A 16,970-nucleotide genomic window follows, 5' to 3' on the forward strand; every position below is an offset into this window, starting at 1 on the left:
GAACGCGATGGGGGCTCGGTTGCCGACCATCGGGGGTGGGCAGTGCCAGACTGGCGCCATGGGAAAGCCGCAGACGATCGACGAGTACATCGAGGGCTTCGCGGGGCAGGGCCGCGAGGTGCTTGAGCAGGTACGGGCGCTGGCCGTCGAGTCGGTCCCCGGGGCGGGTGAGGCGATCAAGTGGGGCCATCCCGCGTGGGTTCACCCGTCCGGGACGATCCTTTTCATGGTCAGCGGCCACGCGAAGCACGCGAACATCGTGTTCACCCCCAGCACCCGCGAGGCCTTCGACGCCGACCTCACCGACTTCGTCACCGGCAAGGGCTCGGTCAAGCTCCCGTACGACCGGCCCGTGCCCGGTGACCTGCTGCGCCGGATGATCGCCTTCCGCCTGCACGAACACGAGGACGACGGCGTGCTGTGGATGTGACGGCGGTGCGGGCCGGGCGAGACCTCTGACGGGCGACCGCCGCGAGGTCGGCCATTGAGCACTTCAGTCGGCGACAGGCGGATTTCAGTCGCAGGCCGCTCCCATGACGCGGGCCAGTTCCTGGGGCCGCATGGGCGGTTCGGGCAGCGGATGGGCTGCTGAGGTGCGCATCCCGTCGAGCATCATGGCGAGGTGGTGCCGCCATACCTCGGGCCGGACGCCCGCGGTCGCCTCGACCGTGCGTGCGGTGCCCCAGGTCACGAACGCCATGTCCTCCGGGGTGAAGTCGGCCCGCAGCGCGCCCCCCTCCTTGGCCCGCTCGACGACCTGCGTCATCAGCTCGTACCCGCGCAGATGGTCCTCGGGCGGGGTGGCCTGCGGCAGGCGCCGGGAGACCAGGTCGTTGTAACCGCGGCCGGCGGCCTGCAGCTCGCAGATCCGCTCCAGGAAGTGCACGAGGCCCGCCCATGGGTCGGGCATCGACAGGGCGTGCTCGGCGATCCGCACGACGGTCTCGGTCCGGTCGGCAAACACGGCGTTCACCAGGTCCGCGCGGTTGGGGAAGCGGTTGTAGAGCGTGCCGATACTCACTCCGGCCGCGCGGGCGATCTCGTCGAGGGCGATGTCGAGCCCATGTATGGCGGACAGCTGTCGAGCGGCTTGGACCAACGTCGCACGTGCTGTATGACGCGGGGGTACGGGATCGACCACATGAGAAAGGCTCTGTTCGCTCGCGTCCCCACGGCGGACGAGGTGAAGGTGCTGCAGTTGCCGCCGGGCGAGCCCGTCGTGGAGCTGCACCGCACGACCTACACCGCTGACGGCACGGTCGTTGAGTACGCCATCGGCCTCCACGCGGCATCGCGCTTCGCGTGGGAGTACGACTTCAAGGTTCCGGACTCGGCACTGGATGGGAAGGGGCACAAATAATCTCGACACAGGCATGGGCAGATGCCCGACTTCTGTGGGACTACTACGGTATGCACCACGATCCACGGCCCTGTTCGGTGGCCGTTGGTCTGGGCAGCCACGACCTCGGTGTGGCTGACGTGACGGCGGAGCTGTATCACCAGGGCATGGCCTCCGTCATCGCGTTCACCGGGGCCACCAGCCCCACGACACGAACGCGCATGCCGCGGGGAGAAGCGGCCCACTAGCGCAAGCGAGCGATGCAGCTCGGGGTGCCTGACTCCGCCGTGTTGCTGGAGCCGCGCGCTACGAGCACTGCGGAGAACATCGAGTTCACGAAAGCGGTGCTGGCCAAGGCCGGTATCAAGGTCTCGTCTGTCCTGCTCGTGAGCAAGCCGTACAAAGAGCGACGCTCGTACGCCATGATGCGGAAGCTCTGGGCTGAGTCCGAGGTGGTGTGTGCATCCTCGCCGATGGGCTTGGAGGAGTACGCCGACTCCATCGGGGACGCTCGCATGGTGATCGACATGATCGTGGGCGCCCTACAACGCGTGCTCGTCTTCCCCGGCTGGGGTCTGGCCATCGAACAGGATGTCCCGGACGTCATCGTGGCTGCCTACGAGCGGTTGTACGTCGAGGGCTTCACGAGCCGACTCCTGCCGGCCGACGTTGCCCCTCGACCTGGCGTGTGATGCCAGAAGGGACGGCAGTCCCCACTCCGGGCGCCGTTGCGAACCTGCTTCAGCCAACCGCCCGCGCACAGCGCGGTTGGCCCGCTACATGGGTGGTCCGTTTCTGTCTTCGCCAGCGGACCGCCCGTAAGCGGGGCCACAGGGACCAGAGGCGCTCTGTCGCGAATGGTACCTATCAGGCACCCTATGGGTATGGGGGTACTTCCAGTGCGAGCGCTGTTCCGCCTCAGCTTCACCGACTACGTACCGGACCCGAGTGACGCCGATTGCCTACGGCGCTCGATGACGGTTCCGGCAGATCAGATCACCTTCGAAGACGCCACGCTGATACTTTGGCTGGCGGATACTGAGATTGCACGCTTCGAGCTCAGTACAATCGTAACCATCAAGATCGAGGATGTACCTGCCAATGGTCGGCGGGACGCACCAGAAGAACTCCGGAGCCGATACCCAAACTTCGGGCAGCCCTGGACGTCTGAAGACGAGGCTAATCTGCTCACGCTGTACCGCGAGGGTGAACGTGATTTCGATGCACTCGGCAAGAAGTTCGGACGTCAACCCAGCGCCATTCGCTCCCGGTTAAGCAAGCTTGGGTTAGAGCATCTTTAAAATGGCTGGGCCAGTCGACTCTACGACTAGGCGGTGCGTTTGATGCCAGCCTCGAAGATCATGACGCCAGCGGGAAGTACCACAATCCAAGCTGATCCGCAAGCTACGGTACGTCCCTTGATTAGGATGACAAACCTTGCCTAATTCGTTCGCGAGCCACAGCGAACGACCGATTCGGAACCGGCACATCGTTTTCAACGATGTGCATGTATGCTGCGCTAAGCTCTCGCAGCATTCTTTGTGTGACGTCAAAATCTGCCTCTTCGGACAGCAATCCTATCTCCAAGCGGAGACGATGGCGGAGCGAAGTGTACGAACGCGCCGACAACAGGAAGTCCGCTGCTTTCTTGGTAGCACCCAGGAACGAAGCGGTGGCTGCAATAGCACCTGTGACTGCCGATACGGCACCCCAGAGTTCATCCTTGCTCATGGTCGACATAAAGCCAGAAACAGCAGCAAAGCATGCCGGTATGAATACCATGAAGCGCCCCCAGAACTCCGCCCTCTTTGCTGCTTCAAAGTATGATTGTGCACTGTAAAGACAGTTTTCGGCTAGGCGTTCAAGCTCAGATTTAACCGCTACATGTTGCGCTTGATTCACACTATCCTCGCGATGTGGGAATTTTCGGGTTTTTCTCAAGATATGCACAGAGCCATCTTAAATACGGGAAAGAGTTCTCAACGTCTCGCCGATACCTTACGGAAAGATAGGAGGATTCGTAGAGAGATATTAGAAGAGCTCTCCGCATAGCCTCGCTAGGCTCGCGCTCGAACTCATGTCGAAGCAACTGTGATTCAGCCACGGAGGCGCATCGCCCAAGGTATCTAGCAGCAAATTCGCGTGGAAATTCTTCGCGGTTCCTGTCATGCAAGATGCCCCATGCTGCTTCCTTCATCTGCTCGCTATTCACGTTCATGCGAATCACGTAGCGGAGCACGCGTTGTTCGATGTAGGGGTAGCTATTACTCCCTTGAGAATTCATGAAGGAAGTCAGCTTTCGTTGAATCTCGGGCAGGCGATGCTCGCAGACTGCCAGATAGGCAAACACCTCCTTACCAACGTGTGCAATGTAACGGAGATTATTCAAGCACCAACTGACCGCGTAATCGTCATGACGGCGACGCAATTTATTCAATGCGAACCTCAGGCGACGAGTGTCAACGTCTCCCCATTTGGATACTTCGTCAAAATATGAGTGAATATCTGCATCCACTTCAGGATCTCCCACGAAAACCCCGTGATCGATAGAAGCCTCCCGAGCGTTCTTTAGTCGATTGCAAGCAGTATCGTGGTCGACTATGGTGGTTTTGTGTGCAGCCATTGAAAGCTTCCTGGCGCGAAATATCTTATTGACGCCTATCAGGATATCGCGCAAAGAATTCCAGTCATCATCAAAAACTGAAATGTCATCCGAATACCGAAAGAACGGCACCCGATTGCGTGCAAGATACTGATCCGTCGAGGCGAGATAGACGTTCGCAAGTATCCCGGAAGCGTCCGACCCTTGAGGTAGACCCCAGGCGTGATTAACGTTCTGGAACTTATCCAGGAAGGTCGATACCCTGCGGACGGCGAGTTCGTTCGGAACCATAAGGTTTAGGTCTTCTGAAAGGTAATCAACGTCGATGTGCTCGTAGAAAGACGAGACATCTAGCGAGGCCATGTGTAGCCTGCGGTTGCGACTCAGGACGCGCAGAGAATTCCTCCTCATAAGCTTCCATGAGTAACTCCAGAAAATCGGCTCGCTGGCCCGGTGGTTCCATCGGTAGCTGTAAACGGAACTATGTCGATGTTCATCAACCTCTGCAGCGATATCGAAGACCAGGGCGTCATAGATCAGCCTGTCGCGAGCCGAGAATCGGGCAAGAGGTCGCACGGATATCGAATTTTTAGGGTAGTCCACGATCTCTGTATGGCGTGGGCCATATTCCTGATCCAAAATGGAGCTTCTTAATGTATCGCGGTATCCATTCTTCCACTGATCTTCAATGTCGGAATAAAAGGCCACGTCAGGTATCTCTGAGAATTCTTGCCCAGCAATCAGCAACCTGAGCGCAGTATTAAGCCGTGTCGAAAGGCTGTCCACGACCTCCCCGATCCCCCGATTCACGCCCTCGCTCTCAGATAATAGGTGTGTGCACGTCTTCTTGGGGATCAGAGCAGCGACATGAGGTTCATGGAGCCCTCTGGCCATGCTTCGGTGGCGCCATCACCGCCGGGCCGGGACCTCACTGGGCGGTGAGTGTCTGACTGCATGACAACGCCGACGCATGGCGGCGGGCATGCGCACCTGTGGACTCTTCGCAGTGGGTGAGCGGTGTATCGGCGCAACGTCGAGTGCCCGACCGAGGTTTCGGGACGCCGGCGGCTCGTTCCCAGTGCGCGATCCGTGGGCCATGTGTGGGCTAACGCGCCTAGTCGCCCGAGCGATTGATGCATCGGTGCAGGTCAAGACCGGGGAGGGTCGTGGCAGCACGACGCTCTTGAAAACCGTCGTCGCAGCGATGTGACCGTGGGTTCAAATCCCGCACCCGCCGCAGCAGGAGCCTTGAGGGCCAGGCCAGAAGGGGTGCCGTCTGATGGGCGGCGCCCTTCACGCATTCGAACTGTCTCACGCTTTTTCGCCCGTGCCCCGCTCCTGACCAGGGCGTGTGGCCCAGACGTGGCCCAGACTTGCGATCATTTCTTCTGAATGGCGTACGCCGCAGTTGAGGCCTGTTGTCACGGCATCACCGGCCCCGGGCTCGATGGCTTCGGAACTTGATGCCGCCAGCGCTCGTTGTGCGCGATGGCCGAGTTGTTCAGCGCCACAGCTTCCCGGTACGGGTCACCGACCTCTCGGAGGATGCCGGCGGCGGTGCTGTGGGCGTCGATGGCCTCATCGAAGCGCCCCATCTGTGCCAAGTCGGTCCCCAGGTTGGTCAGCATCACACCTTCAGCATGGGGGTCACCGGTCTGGCGGAAGATGTCGGCGGCAGCGGTGTGGGCGTCGATCGCTTCCTCGAAGCGCCGCATGTGTGCCAGGGCAGACCCGACATTGCCCAGTGCTTTACCTTCGCCGTGGCGGTCACCGATCAACCGACAGATCCTGAGATCTTGCCTGTGTGCGTCGATCGCTTCGCCGAAGCGCTGCATTCGTTGGAGGGTGAACCCTCGGTTATTTAGCGATCCTCCTTCGGCGCGGCGGTCACCGGTCTGGCGGAAGATGTCGGCGGCAGCGGTGTGGGCGTCGATCGCTTCCTCGAAACGCTGCACCTCGGTTAGGGCGATGCCCAGATGATCCAGTGCCTCACCTGCAGCGTAGTGGTCACCGGTCTGGCGGAAGATGTCGGCGGCGGTGGTGTGGGCGTCGATCGCTTCCTCGAAGCGCCGTACCTCGGTTAGGGCGAGTCCCAGGTTGTTCAGTGCCTGGCCTTCGCGGTAGCGATCATCGCCCTCCCGAAGAATGTCGATAGCCGCAGAGGTGAGCCTAATCACATCATCGAATCGCCTGCGCACGTAGAGGAACTGAGCCACGGCTGCGGATAGCTGCACGCCAGCGGGATGGTGCCGCGCTTTGGGCGAGACAGCGGCGGCGAGCAAGGTCGCGTGTTCGGCGTCCAGCCACGTCAGTGCCTCATCGCGGTCGGAAAAGACGCTGGCGACAGGCTGATCGGGCCGCGTGTTCAGGTGACTGTCGGCTGCTCGGGCAGTGGCCAGGTAGTAGTCCAGCAGGCGTGTCATGGCGGTGTCGCGCTGGTCGGTCTCGGCCTGTGCGCGGCCGTGATCGTCGGCGAACAGACGGACCAGGTCGTGCATCGACCAGCGTTCGCCGGGTGCGGACTGGAGCAGGTGGGCGCGGGCGAGGTCGGCCAGCAGACGCCGGGCGTCGGGCCGGTTCAGCAGTGCGGTGGCCGCGGCCGCGGAGATGTCCCGGCCGGGGGCCGCGGCCAGCAGGCGGAACACCGTAGCCTGGGGGCCGGTCAGGTGCCGGTAGGACAACTCGAACGTGGCCCGTACCGCCAGCGGGCGTCCCTGGCCGTCGTCGCCGTCGTACTCGAGGGCGTCCAATCGGGTGCAGGCGTCGGCCAGGTCGGCGGCCTGGTCGGCCAGGGTCCGCTCCGGTTCGTCCCGCAGCAGCGCTGCGATGATCCGCAGTGCCAGCGGCAGGTACCCGCACAGCCCTGCCAAGCGCTGCGCGTCGGCGGGCTGGGCGGTGACACGCTCGTCGCCGGTGCCGCCAACGCGCAGCGCCTCGTCGAGGAGAGCGACGGCCTCGGCGGCCTCTAGGGGGTCCAGGCCGATGCGGTGGGCGGGCAGCGTGGACAGCATCTGGCGGGAGGTGACCAGAGCCCGGTGCGGAGACGGGGGCAGCAGGGCGGCGACCTGCCCGGGGGAGCGGACATTGTCCAGCACCACCAGCAGCGGCCGCTCCCGGGCGCCAAGATCGTTCAGCAGCAGGTGCCAGGCGTCCTGCTTCTCCTGCGGGGTGGGGGGCAGGTCTTTGGCCTTGACCCCCAGCGCGCGCAGGAACCGGTCGGCGACCGCGGCGGCGTCCAGTTCCGCGCCGGGGCTGTAGCCGCGTAGGTCGGCGAAGAGGATCCCGCCGGGAAACCAGCGCCGCTCCCGGGCCTGGTGTGCGGCCTGGAGCGCGAGTGCGGTCTTGCCGACGCCGCCCATCCCCGCCACCGCAGAGACCACCACCGCCGCCCGCGCCTGCTCGCTGTCCGGGTCCAGCCGGTCCAGGACCTGTCCAAGCGGCCCGGTCCGGCCGGTGAACCCGGCCGGGGGCGGGGGCAGGGTCACCGGGCCCGCCAGCGGCGTCGGAGCATCGGCCGTACGGGGGCGGCCGCCCCGGGCGGAGGCTCGCTCCGCCTGTGCCCGGGTCAGCAGTTGTTGCCACCGGCCTTCCGGTCGGGCGATGTATCCGCGGCCCGAACGCGCTGCTCTGCCCTGGAGAAACGCGGCCAGCACCCGGAAGTAGGTGGCGTGTTTCGTTCCGGGTACCGACTTCCCGCCCAGCCAGTCGCCGATCGTGGACTTGGAGACCGCCATCGGCGGTTGCTGTTCGCGCCCCAGGGCCACCAACCGGTCCAGGGTCGGACGTCCCGCCGCCTCGTACACCGCTCTCAGCTCGGTCCAGAGTCGCTCTGAGTGCTCGCCCACCGTGCCTTTCTCCCGCCTTCCGGCCGTCCGGCTCTTCCAGGAGCGTAACTGTCCGGAAAGGCCGTCATATCCAGGCTGACCAGGCTAGTTGTCTCGCATCCCAGCGGGTGCACTTCGCCGGAAACTCCCCGGAAGCAGGTCCATGGCGCTACCGCCTCGCAGCAACCGGCAGCAGGCGAACCACATTCCCCCAGGAGACCGCTATGACCCGCCGCACCCCGCCCGCTCCGCCCACCACCGAGCGCGCGGACCGCCCCGGCCGCAGCGAGACCCTCGCTTTCATCGGCCGCATTGCCGCAGGAGTCGTCTCCGGCGCCGTACGTGCCGTGGTCGGGTGGCTGCTCGACCACTGATCAAGGGCTTGAATGGCTGGGCGGATGGATCCTCTTGAAAGCCGTCCTGCCCGAGCCCGGTAGGACTTTCCCTGCCTCATCGAGATGCCCGCAGAGCCGCCCAGCAGCCCTTCACTGCCGGGCTGTCCGTGGGCCGTCCGAGGGCGGCCCACGACGACCAGCAACGACCAATGACAACGGCTACCGTGCAGCTCCCCCACGGGTGGCGGGGTGGCGTTGCACCCCACCACCATGGCAGTTCAGTACCAGCGCTACTGACACAGGCCAAGACCGGGGGCACGCGCTACGGGCGCGGTCTGTAGATCTGCCGGTGGTCTGCCGCGCGAGGGCAGCCAACACGACCGCCGACGGTCCACGACCAGCCTCTCTGGTGGCAGCACGTGCAGACGCCAATCGCGCCCAGAGGGCACAACGAGGGCACAACACCTTCCCGTACATTCAACGGCAACCAACGCCAGCAAACGGCGTTTCCCCTGGTCAGCGACGTAGCTTGACAGTCTCCGCAGACGATGCACGGAGGGGCGGCACCTCCGCACAAGGTGCCGCCCCTCCATTTTCGTGCGCCGGGACCCTCATCCGCCGGTGAGGGTGGGATGGCGGATCACGACCCCGGGGTCCTGCGGGCCCGGCCCTCAAGTGGGCCGGGGTTCTGCGGGTCCGGCCCAAAGGTGGGCCGGGGTTCGGCGAGTCCGGCTCAAAGGTGGGCCGGGGTGCTACCGGCCCGCCCTACCGGTGGTCGCTCCCCTGCGAGGAAGACGCCGCCCGACCCGCCTCCAGCCGGGCCACCGGGATTCGGAACGGGGAGCAGGAGACGTAGTCGAGGCCCACCTCGTGGAAGAAGTGGACGGACTCCGGGTCGCCGCCATGCTCGCCGCAGACTCCGAGTTTGAGGTCGGGGCGGGTCTCGCGGCCGGCCTTCACCGCGGACTTGACCAGGGAGCCCACGCCGTCCCGGTCGATCGTCTCGAAGGGGCTGACGCCGAAGATGCCCTTCTCCAGGTAGGCGGTGAAGAACGAGGCCTCCACGTCGTCCCGGCTGAAGCCCCACACCGTCTGGGTCAGGTCGTTCGTGCCGAAGGAGAAGAACTCCGCCGCCTCCGCGATCTGACCGGCGGTCAGGGCGGCCCGCGGCAGCTCGATCATCGTGCCGATGGACAGCTTCAGATCCGTACCGGTCGCGGCCTGGACCTCCGCGATGACCTGGTCGGCCTCCTCGCGCACGATCTCCAGTTCCTGGACCGTGCCCACCAGCGGGATCATGATCTCCGCGCGCGGGTCGGCCTTGGCGGCCTTCCGCTCCGCGACGGCCTCGGCGATCGCCCGTACCTGCATGGTGAAGAGACCGGGGATCACCAGACCCAGGCGTACGCCGCGCAGGCCCAGCATCGGGTTCTGCTCGTGCAGGCGGTGCACGGCCTGGAGGAGCCGCAGGTCGTTCTCGTTGGCGTCCTTGCGGGACTCGGCGAGCGCGACGCGGACCGACAGCTCGGTGATGTCCGGCAGGAACTCGTGCAGCGGCGGGTCCAGGAGACGGATGGTGACCGGCAGGCCGTCCATCGCCGAGAACAGCTCCACGAAGTCCTGCTTCTGGAGCGGCAGGAGCGCCTTCAGCGACTCCTCGCGCTCGGCCTCCGTGTCCGCGAGGATCAGCCGCTCGACCAGCTCCCGACGGTCGCCCAGGAACATGTGCTCCGTACGGCAGAGGCCGATCCCCTGCGCACCGAACCTCCGCGCCCGCAGCGCGTCCTCGGCGTTGTCCGCGTTGGCGCGCACCCGCAGGCGGCGCTTGCGGTCGGCGAACGCCATGATCCGGTGCACGGCCTCGACCAGTTCGTCGGCGTCGTTGGCGCCCGCGTGCATCCGGCCCTCGAAGTACTCCACGACGGGTGACGGCACGACCGGGACCTCGCCGAGGTACACCTTGCCGCTCGAACCGTCGATCGAGATGACGTCGCCCTCCTCGACCACGTGCCCGCCCGGCACCGTCATCCGGCGCCGCTTGGTGTCGACCTCCAGCTCCTCCGCGCCGCACACGCACGTCTTGCCCATCCCGCGCGCGACCACCGCCGCGTGGGACGTCTTGCCACCCCGCGACGTCAGAATGCCCTCCGCCGCGATCATGCCGTCCAGGTCGTCGGGGTTGGTCTCCCGGCGGACCAGGATGACCTTCTCGCCCGAACGCGACCACTTCACGGCCGTGTACGAGTCGAAGACCGCCTTGCCGACCGCCGCGCCCGGCGAGGCGGCGATGCCCCGGCCGATCTGCGACACCTTCGCCTCGTCGTCGAAGCGCGGGAACATCAGCTGGGCCAGCTGGGCGCCCGTGACGCGCTGGAGCGCCTCGGCCTCGTCGATCAGGCCCTGGTCCACGAGCTGCGTGGCGATACGGAAGGCCGCGCCCGCGGTCCGCTTGCCCACCCGGGTCTGGAGCATCCACAGCTGCCCGCGCTCGATGGTGAACTCGATGTCGCAGAGATCCTTGTAGTGGTTCTCCAGGGTCTCCATGATCTGCATCAGCTGGTCGTACGACTTCTTGTCGATCTGCTCCAGCTCGGCGAGCGGGACCGTGTTGCGGATGCCCGCGACCACGTCCTCGCCCTGCGCGTTCTGCAGGTAGTCGCCGTAGACGCCCTGGTGGCCGCTGGCCGGGTCGCGGGTGAAGGCGACGCCCGTGCCGGAGTCGGGGCCGAGGTTGCCGAAGACCATCGAGCAGACGTTGACGGCCGTGCCGAGGTCGCCCGGGATGCGCTCCTGGCGGCGGTACAGCTTGGCCCGGTCGGTGTTCCAGGAGTCGAAGACCGCGTGGATGGCGAGGTCCATCTGCTCGCGCGGGTCCTGCGGGAAGTCCCGGCCGGCCTCGGTCTTGACGATCTTCTTGAACTTGGTGACGAGCTTCTTGAGGTCGGCCGCTTCGAGGTCCGTGTCGACGGTGACCTTCTTGGTGGCCTTGGCCGCCTCCAGCGCGTCCTCGAAGAGCTCGCCCTCGACGCCGAGGACCGTCTTGCCGAACATCTGGATCAGCCTGCGGTACGAATCCCACGCGAAGCGGTCGTCACCGGCCTGCTGGGCGAGGCCAAGCACGGACTTGTCGGAGAGCCCGATGTTCAGGACGGTGTCCATCATGCCCGGCATGGAGAACTTCGCCCCGGAACGGACCGAGACGAGGAGGGGGTCGTCGGCCTGGCCGAGCTTCTTGCCCATCTTCGCTTCGAGGGCGTCGAGGTGTGCGCTCACCTCGTCACGCAGTGCCGCCGGCTCGTCGCCACTGTCGAGGTAGGTCTTGCAGGCCTCGGTGGTGATGGTGAAGCCGGGAGGCACGGGAAGGCCGAGGTTGGTCATCTCGGCGAGGTTGGCACCCTTGCCACCAAGGAGGTCTTTGAGGTCCTTGTTGCCCTCGGTGAAGTCGTAAACGAACTTCACGTCCGCGACGCCGCTGTCGCCGCTCTCAGCTACGTGGGGATCTTTGTTTTCCGACACGGGTCTCGACTCCTCGAGGACGCGGTGGCTGCCCTGACGACGGGGAACATACCCAGATCGAAGGCGCCTGGGTACGTCCACTTGCGCGTCATACGGCTGTAACCACTCGTCCGCCAGCAGATCGAAAGTCAAGGAGAGGTAAGCCGGGCGACCCGACAGCGTTCACTTCTTGAACGAGCCAACACCTGCAGACCCGGAATATCGCTCACCTGAGCGGCACTCGGCACGCCTGAGTTCACGCCGTAAATGATCAACGGGTGGCACTCAGTGCCATCCTTTGAGAAGTGCAGCCGCCCAAGATCCGCTCATCTGAGCGAAACCCCGATCAGGCGTGGCGAGAATCACGCAGATTCCGGCGCCCGGATTTCACCATGCGGACCGGCACGGAGACGGAAACGTGACCGTCACACGCTCATGGCGAGTGACCGGCGGGTGACCGGCGAGTCACCGTCACACGCCCATGGCGAGCAGCCGCTCCTCGACCCGCTCGGGCGCGTACAGATGCTCCACGACCATCGCGCCCGCACCGACCAGACCCGCCCGCTCGCCGAGCCGTGAGGTGACGACGTCCAGGTGGGCGGTGGAGCGGGGCAGGGCCCGCTGGTAGAGGAGCTCGCGGACGCCGGTCAGGAACGCCGTCCCGGCCAGGTCTCCGGCGATCATCAGGACGCCGGGGTTGAGCAGCGTCACCACGGTCGCCAGTACGTCACCGACATGCCGGCCGGCCTCCCTCGCGAGCGCGGCCGCGCCGGGATGCCCGGAGGCCAGCAGATCGCGCACATCCGAGCCCGACGCGGCCGGCACGCCCGTCTCCGCCAGCCTGCGCGCGACCGCGCCACCACTCGCGACGGCCGCGAGGCACCCGTACGACCCGCATCTGCACAACGCGTCGGCGCCCTCCGGGACCCGGATGTGCCCGATGTCCCCGGCGCCGCCGTCGATGCCCCGGTAGATCGCACCGCCGACGACCACACCGGCCCCGATACCGGTGGAGACCTTCACGAGCACGAACGCCGAGCAGTCGGGGTGGCCGGTGCGCTGTTCCCCGTACGCCATGAGGTTGGCGTCGTTGTCGACGAGGACCGGGACGGCGCCGGCGCCCGTGTGCTCGGCGAAGGCACGGGTGAGGCGGCCCCTTATGTCGTAGCCGTCCCAGCCGGGCATGATCGGCGGCTGGACGACCCGGCCGGTCTCGCTGTCCACGGGCCCCGGCACGGCGAGCCCGATGCCGCACACCTCGTGCGCCCGGTGCCCGGCCTTCTCCAGGAGCTCGGCGAACCAGCGGCCCAGCTCGCCGAGGACCGCGTCCGGGCCCTCCTCGATCAGCAGCGACCCCGTGTGCTCGGCCAGCAGCTCACCGGTCAGGGACAGCACGGCGGCGCGGGCGTGCCGGGTGTCGAGGTCGGCGGCGAGGACGACGGCGTGGGCGTCGTCGAACTCCAGCCGGACCGAGGGGCGGCCGCCGAGCGGCGAGTCCACCGGGCCCGCGGCGCCCTCACGCAGCCAGCCGGCCCGGAAGAGCCGGTCGAGCCGCTGCCCGACCGTGGCCCGCGACAGCCCGGTGACCTGCTGCAAGGCCCCGCGCGTGGTCGCGCGCCCGCTGCGCACCAGCTCCAGCAGGTCGCCGGAGCTCGCCTGGCTCCCGGTCTTCCCGGCGCGTGTGGCCATTCCGCTACTCCCTGTGGTTCCGGTCATGCGAACCCCTTGCGCTCACCAACTCTGCATTACATATTGAGTTTTGCGTGTTAAATAGACGTAACCCTACAGTAGCTACTGCCGAACTGGTCGGCCGCATGTCTTCGGGGAGACCTGAGTGGACCGCACAACCCAGCTCACCGCCCGTCGCACCGGGACCGTGGATCCCGTACGCACCGCGACCTCACCGCCGTTTTCCGGCCACGGTGAGATCGGCCCTTCCGGGGTGGCCGTATACGATCCGGTCCGCCCGGCGGGATCGCTGCACCTCAGGGCGGCCGAGGTACTGCACGGCAACTGGACCGGCACGTCCACGGTGCCCTCGCGCGGTCTGTACCCGCACCAGTGGTCCTGGGACTCCGCGTTCATCGCGATCGGCCTGCGCCATCTGTCGCCGCTGCGGGCGCAGGTCGAGCTGGAGACGCTGCTCGACGCGCAGTGGGGCGACGGCCGGATTCCGCACATCGTGTTCAACCCCTCCGTCCCCCTCGACGCGTACTTCCCGAGCCCCGACTTCTGGCGCTCCTCGACCGCGGGGCGCGCTGCGGGCGCCCCGCGCACCGTACAGACGTCGGGCATCGTGCAGCCACCGGTGCACGCGCTCGCGGCCTGGCTGGTGCACGTCTCCGACCCGGGTCTGTCCCGGGCGCGGTCCTTCCTGTCCCGGATCTACCCGCGCCTTGCGGCCTGGCACCGCTATCTGCTGCACCGCCGGGACCTGGGCGGCGGGGGCCTCGCCTCGGTGGTCCACCCCTGGGAGCAGGGCATGGACAACGCGCCGAGCTGGGACGCCCCGCTGTCCCGTGTGACGCCCGCCCCGGCCCGCTCCTTCCGCCGCGCGGACCTCGACCACGGCGCCGCGGAGGACCGGCCGACGGATCTGGACTACGGACGGTACGTGCGGCTGGCGACGGACTACCGGGACGGGGAGTACGCGGACGGGACCGACGGCACCTCCGGCTTCGCGGTCGAGGACCCGGCCTTCAACGCGCTGCTGATCGCCTCCGAGCACGCCCTGGCGCGGATCGCGCGGGAGCTGGGCGCGACGGGCACGGCCCGGCACACGCGCGCGGAGCGGCTGACGGCGGCGCTCGTCGACCGGCTGTGGGACCCGGCCGAGGGCATGTTCTTCTGCCGGGACGTGCGCACGGACGAGCTGATCCCCGAGCGCGGCGTCTCCGGCCTCGTCCCACTGCTCCTGCCGACGCTCCCCCGCGACACGGCCGCCACGCTCGTACGGACGCTGTACGGGCCGCACTTCGGGCTCGGCGACTCGACCCGGCTCGTGCCGAGCTACGACCTGACCGGGCACGCCTTCGACCCGCACCGGTACTGGCGCGGTCCGGCCTGGTTCAACACCAACTGGCTGGTGGAGCACGGGCTCAGGCTCCACGGGGAGCACACACGCGCGGAGAAACTGCGGGGCGCGCTGCTGGAGACGGCGGACACGTCCGGGTTCGCGGAGTACGTGGATCCGTACACCGGCGAGGCCTGCGGAGCGCTCGGTTTCAGCTGGACGGCGGCGCTGACGCTTGACCTGCTGCACGAGGCACCCGAAGCGGTGCACAGCACGACGGAAGAGTTCGGCAAGGGCGCCAAGGGAGGGGACCGGCGATGACGGACCGGCATCATCTGCTCGTGCACGGTGGGACGTTCGCGGCCGTGGGCGACGGCGGGGACATCAACGGAGTGCGCGGCGCCAGTTCGCCCCACGGGCTGTTCGTGCGCGACGCCCGGCATCTGAGCCGCTGGCAGCTGACCGTCGACGGGGCGGTGCCCGAGGCGCTGACGCCGGTCGCGGACGGCGACACGGCCCGCTGTGTGCTCGTACCGCGCGGCGGCCGGCAGGAGCCGCCCGCGTACACGATCTTCCGTGAACAGGCCGTGGCGGACGGGGCGTTCGTCGAGTCGCTGCGCGTCACCAGCAACCGCCCCGCGCCGACGACGGTCCGGATCGCGGTCACCGCGGACGCCGACTTCACGGACCAGTTCGAGCTGCGCTCCGACCACCGTACGTACACGAAGATCGGTGTGGTCCGCTCCCGCCAAGTCCTCGACGACGGCGTGGAGTTCACCTACCAGCGCGGGGAGTGGCGGTCCTGTACGACCGTGACGTCCGAGCCCGCGCCCGACGGCGTGGAGGAGACCGGCACGGGCGCGCGCCGACTCGTGTGGACGCTCGAACTCCAGCCGCACGAATCGGCCGAGCTGGCCCTCCGGGTGGCGGCGCGCCCGCACGGTATGCCGCACCCGGAGGTGCCCCCCTCCCCGGCCGCCGCCAACGCCCGACTCCTCGCGCTGGAAGGGGAGTTCGCGGAAGGCGTGCCCTTCCCGACAGGCTGGCCCGAGCTGGCCGCGGCCTGTGCGCGGGGTCTGTCCGACCTGGCCGTGCTCCAGGTGCCCGCAACGGGCCCCGACGGAGAGGAACTTCGCGTCCCGGCGGCCGGAGTCCCTTGGTTCCTGACCCTGTTGGGCCGCGACGCACTCCTCACCTCTCTCTTCGCCCTCCCCTACCGCCCCCAGCTGGCCGCCGCCACCCTGCCCGCGCTCGCCGCCGCCCAGGCGACCGAGGTCGGCGTGGGCACGGTCGCCCAGCCCGGCAAGATCGTGCACGAGATGCGGCACGGGGAGCTGGCCCACTTCGGGCAGGTGCCGTACGGGCGTTACTACGGCTCGGTCGACGCGACCCCGCTCTTCCTGGTCCTCCTGGGCGCGTATGTCGAACAGACGGGTGACACGGCACTTGCCCGCCGCCTCGAACCCAACGCCCGGGCGGCCATCGGCTGGATGCTGGACCACGGCGGGCTGACCTCGCGCGGATATCTCGTCTATCGCGCGGACGAGGGCGGCCTCGCCAACCAGAACTGGAAGGACTCCCCCGGCGCCATCTGCTCCGGCGACGGCTCCCGGCCGACCGGCCCGGTGATGGCCGCGGGCGCACAGGGATACGCGTACGACGCGTTGCGCCGGACCGCGCAGCTGGCCCGGACGGTATGGGACGACGAGGTGTACGCGGCCCTCCTCGAACAGGCCGCGGGGGATCTCCGTGACCGGTTCCAGCGGGACTTCTGGATGCCGGACCACTCCTTCCCGGCGCTCGCCCTCGACGGCGACGGCAACCACGTCGACGCGCTCGCGTCCGACGCGGGGCACTTGCTGTGGTCCGGGTTACTGGACAAGGAGTACGGGGAGCTGGTGGGGCGGCGGCTGCTGGAGCCGGACTTCTTCTCCGGCTGGGGTGTCCGCACGGTTGCCTCGGGCCAGCCCGCGTACCATCCGCTGTCCTACCACCGGGGGTCGGTGTGGCCCCACGACAACGCGCTGATCACGTTGGGGCTGGCGCGGTACGGGCTCCATGACGAGGCCCGGACGGTCGCCCATGCGCTGGTCGATGCGGCGACGGCCGCCGGGCACCGGCTGCCGGAGGTTCTGGCCGGGTACGGGCGCGATACGCATGCGGAGCCGGTGCCGTATCCGCATGCGTGCGTCCGCGAATCCCGTTCGGCTGCGGCTCCGTTGGCGTTGCTCACGGCGGTGGGGGGTGCGTGAGGTCTGACTTCGGGTGCGGCCCGGTGGGGGCTGATCGCGCAGTTCCCCGCGCCCCTAAAAGACAAAAGCCAGGGGCGCAGCCCCGCTTTTAGGGGCGCGGGGAACTGCGC

11 protein-coding genes, 1 tRNA gene and 2 pseudogenes are annotated in these 16,970 nt (G+C 67.2%); 8 read left to right on the top strand and 6 right to left on the bottom strand.

Going from position 1 to position 16,970, the window contains the following annotated elements:
- Positions 1–58: 58 nt before the first annotated feature.
- Positions 59–430: an iron chaperone gene (locus ACFWXQ_RS28770; RefSeq protein ID WP_383948239.1), complete on the top strand. Its 372-nt coding sequence runs from the start codon at positions 59–61 to the stop codon at positions 428–430.
- A gap of 84 nt (positions 431–514) precedes the next feature.
- Here the strand turns inward: ACFWXQ_RS28770 and ACFWXQ_RS28775 are convergent, their stop codons facing one another.
- On the bottom strand, positions 515–1,099 hold the full coding sequence (locus tag ACFWXQ_RS28775; RefSeq protein ID WP_383948236.1) for a TetR/AcrR family transcriptional regulator: 585 nt from the start codon (positions 1,097–1,099) through the stop codon (positions 515–517).
- A gap of 8 nt (positions 1,100–1,107) precedes the next feature.
- On the opposite strand from ACFWXQ_RS28775, the pseudogene ACFWXQ_RS28780 reads away from it, so the two are divergent.
- From ACFWXQ_RS28780 to ACFWXQ_RS28790, 3 genes and pseudogenes are all read left to right on the top strand, one after another.
- Positions 1,108–1,360, top strand: a pseudogene (locus ACFWXQ_RS28780) (UTRA domain-containing protein); the annotation flags it as partial.
- Positions 1,357–2,031 (top strand): annotated as a pseudogene (locus tag ACFWXQ_RS28785) (YdcF family protein). The pseudogenes ACFWXQ_RS28780 and ACFWXQ_RS28785, both read left to right, overlap by 4 nt.
- 192 nt (positions 2,032–2,223) lie before the next feature.
- Positions 2,224–2,640: a hypothetical protein gene (locus tag ACFWXQ_RS28790; RefSeq protein ID WP_383948233.1), complete on the top strand. Its 417-nt coding sequence runs from the start codon at positions 2,224–2,226 to the stop codon at positions 2,638–2,640.
- 121 nt (positions 2,641–2,761) lie between these two features.
- On the opposite strand, the gene ACFWXQ_RS28795 is transcribed toward ACFWXQ_RS28790, so the two are convergent.
- Together ACFWXQ_RS28795 and ACFWXQ_RS28800 are read right to left on the bottom strand one after the other, a co-directional pair.
- On the bottom strand, positions 2,762–3,289 hold the full coding sequence (locus ACFWXQ_RS28795; protein ID WP_383948230.1) for a hypothetical protein: 528 nt from the start codon (positions 3,287–3,289) through the stop codon (positions 2,762–2,764).
- Positions 3,243–4,727, bottom strand: coding sequence for an RNA-directed DNA polymerase (locus ACFWXQ_RS28800; protein WP_383948227.1), 1,485 nt, complete (start codon positions 4,725–4,727; stop codon positions 3,243–3,245). Before ACFWXQ_RS28800 ends, ACFWXQ_RS28795 begins: the two co-directional genes overlap by 47 nt.
- Positions 4,728–5,098: 371 nt before the next feature.
- Here ACFWXQ_RS28800 and ACFWXQ_RS28805 point away from each other — a divergent pair.
- Positions 5,099–5,175 (top strand) — tRNA-Ser (locus tag ACFWXQ_RS28805).
- 187 nt (positions 5,176–5,362) lie between these two features.
- On the opposite strand, the gene ACFWXQ_RS28810 is transcribed toward ACFWXQ_RS28805, so the two are convergent.
- Positions 5,363–7,786, bottom strand: a complete 2,424-nt coding sequence (locus ACFWXQ_RS28810) for a tetratricopeptide repeat protein (RefSeq protein WP_383948224.1) — start codon at positions 7,784–7,786, stop codon at positions 5,363–5,365.
- Between the two features lie 203 nt (positions 7,787–7,989).
- Here ACFWXQ_RS28810 and ACFWXQ_RS28815 point away from each other — a divergent pair, with 203 nt between their 5' ends.
- Positions 7,990–8,139 carry a hypothetical protein gene (locus tag ACFWXQ_RS28815; protein WP_383948221.1) on the top strand — a complete coding sequence of 50 codons (150 nt, stop codon included), beginning with the start codon at positions 7,990–7,992 and terminating at the stop codon, positions 8,137–8,139.
- 726 nt (positions 8,140–8,865) lie between these two features.
- On the opposite strand, the gene ppdK is transcribed toward ACFWXQ_RS28815, so the two are convergent.
- Together ppdK and ACFWXQ_RS28825 are read right to left on the bottom strand one after the other, a co-directional pair.
- Complete coding sequence (ppdK, locus tag ACFWXQ_RS28820; RefSeq protein ID WP_383948218.1) at positions 8,866–11,616, bottom strand: pyruvate, phosphate dikinase; 2,751 nt, start codon at positions 11,614–11,616, stop codon at positions 8,866–8,868.
- A gap of 450 nt (positions 11,617–12,066) precedes the next feature.
- Entirely contained in the window at positions 12,067–13,284 is a 1,218-nt protein-coding gene (locus ACFWXQ_RS28825; RefSeq protein WP_383948215.1) for an ROK family protein, read from the bottom strand.
- A 145-nt stretch (positions 13,285–13,429) separates the two neighbouring features.
- Between ACFWXQ_RS28825 and ACFWXQ_RS28830 the strand changes: the two genes are divergently transcribed.
- Together ACFWXQ_RS28830 and ACFWXQ_RS28835 are read left to right on the top strand one after the other, a co-directional pair.
- On the top strand, positions 13,430–14,929 hold the full coding sequence (locus tag ACFWXQ_RS28830) for a trehalase family glycosidase (RefSeq protein ID WP_383948212.1): 1,500 nt from the start codon (positions 13,430–13,432) through the stop codon (positions 14,927–14,929).
- Positions 14,926–16,860: a glycogen debranching N-terminal domain-containing protein gene (locus ACFWXQ_RS28835; protein WP_383948209.1), complete on the top strand. Its 1,935-nt coding sequence runs from the start codon at positions 14,926–14,928 to the stop codon at positions 16,858–16,860. The genes ACFWXQ_RS28830 and ACFWXQ_RS28835 overlap by 4 nt, the downstream gene beginning before the upstream one ends.
- Positions 16,861–16,970 lie beyond the last annotated feature (110 nt).

Origin of the sequence: Streptomyces sp. NPDC058697 (assembly GCF_042715345.1) — a bacterium.
GTDB lineage: Bacteria > Actinomycetota > Actinomycetes > Streptomycetales > Streptomycetaceae > Streptomyces > Streptomyces liliifuscus.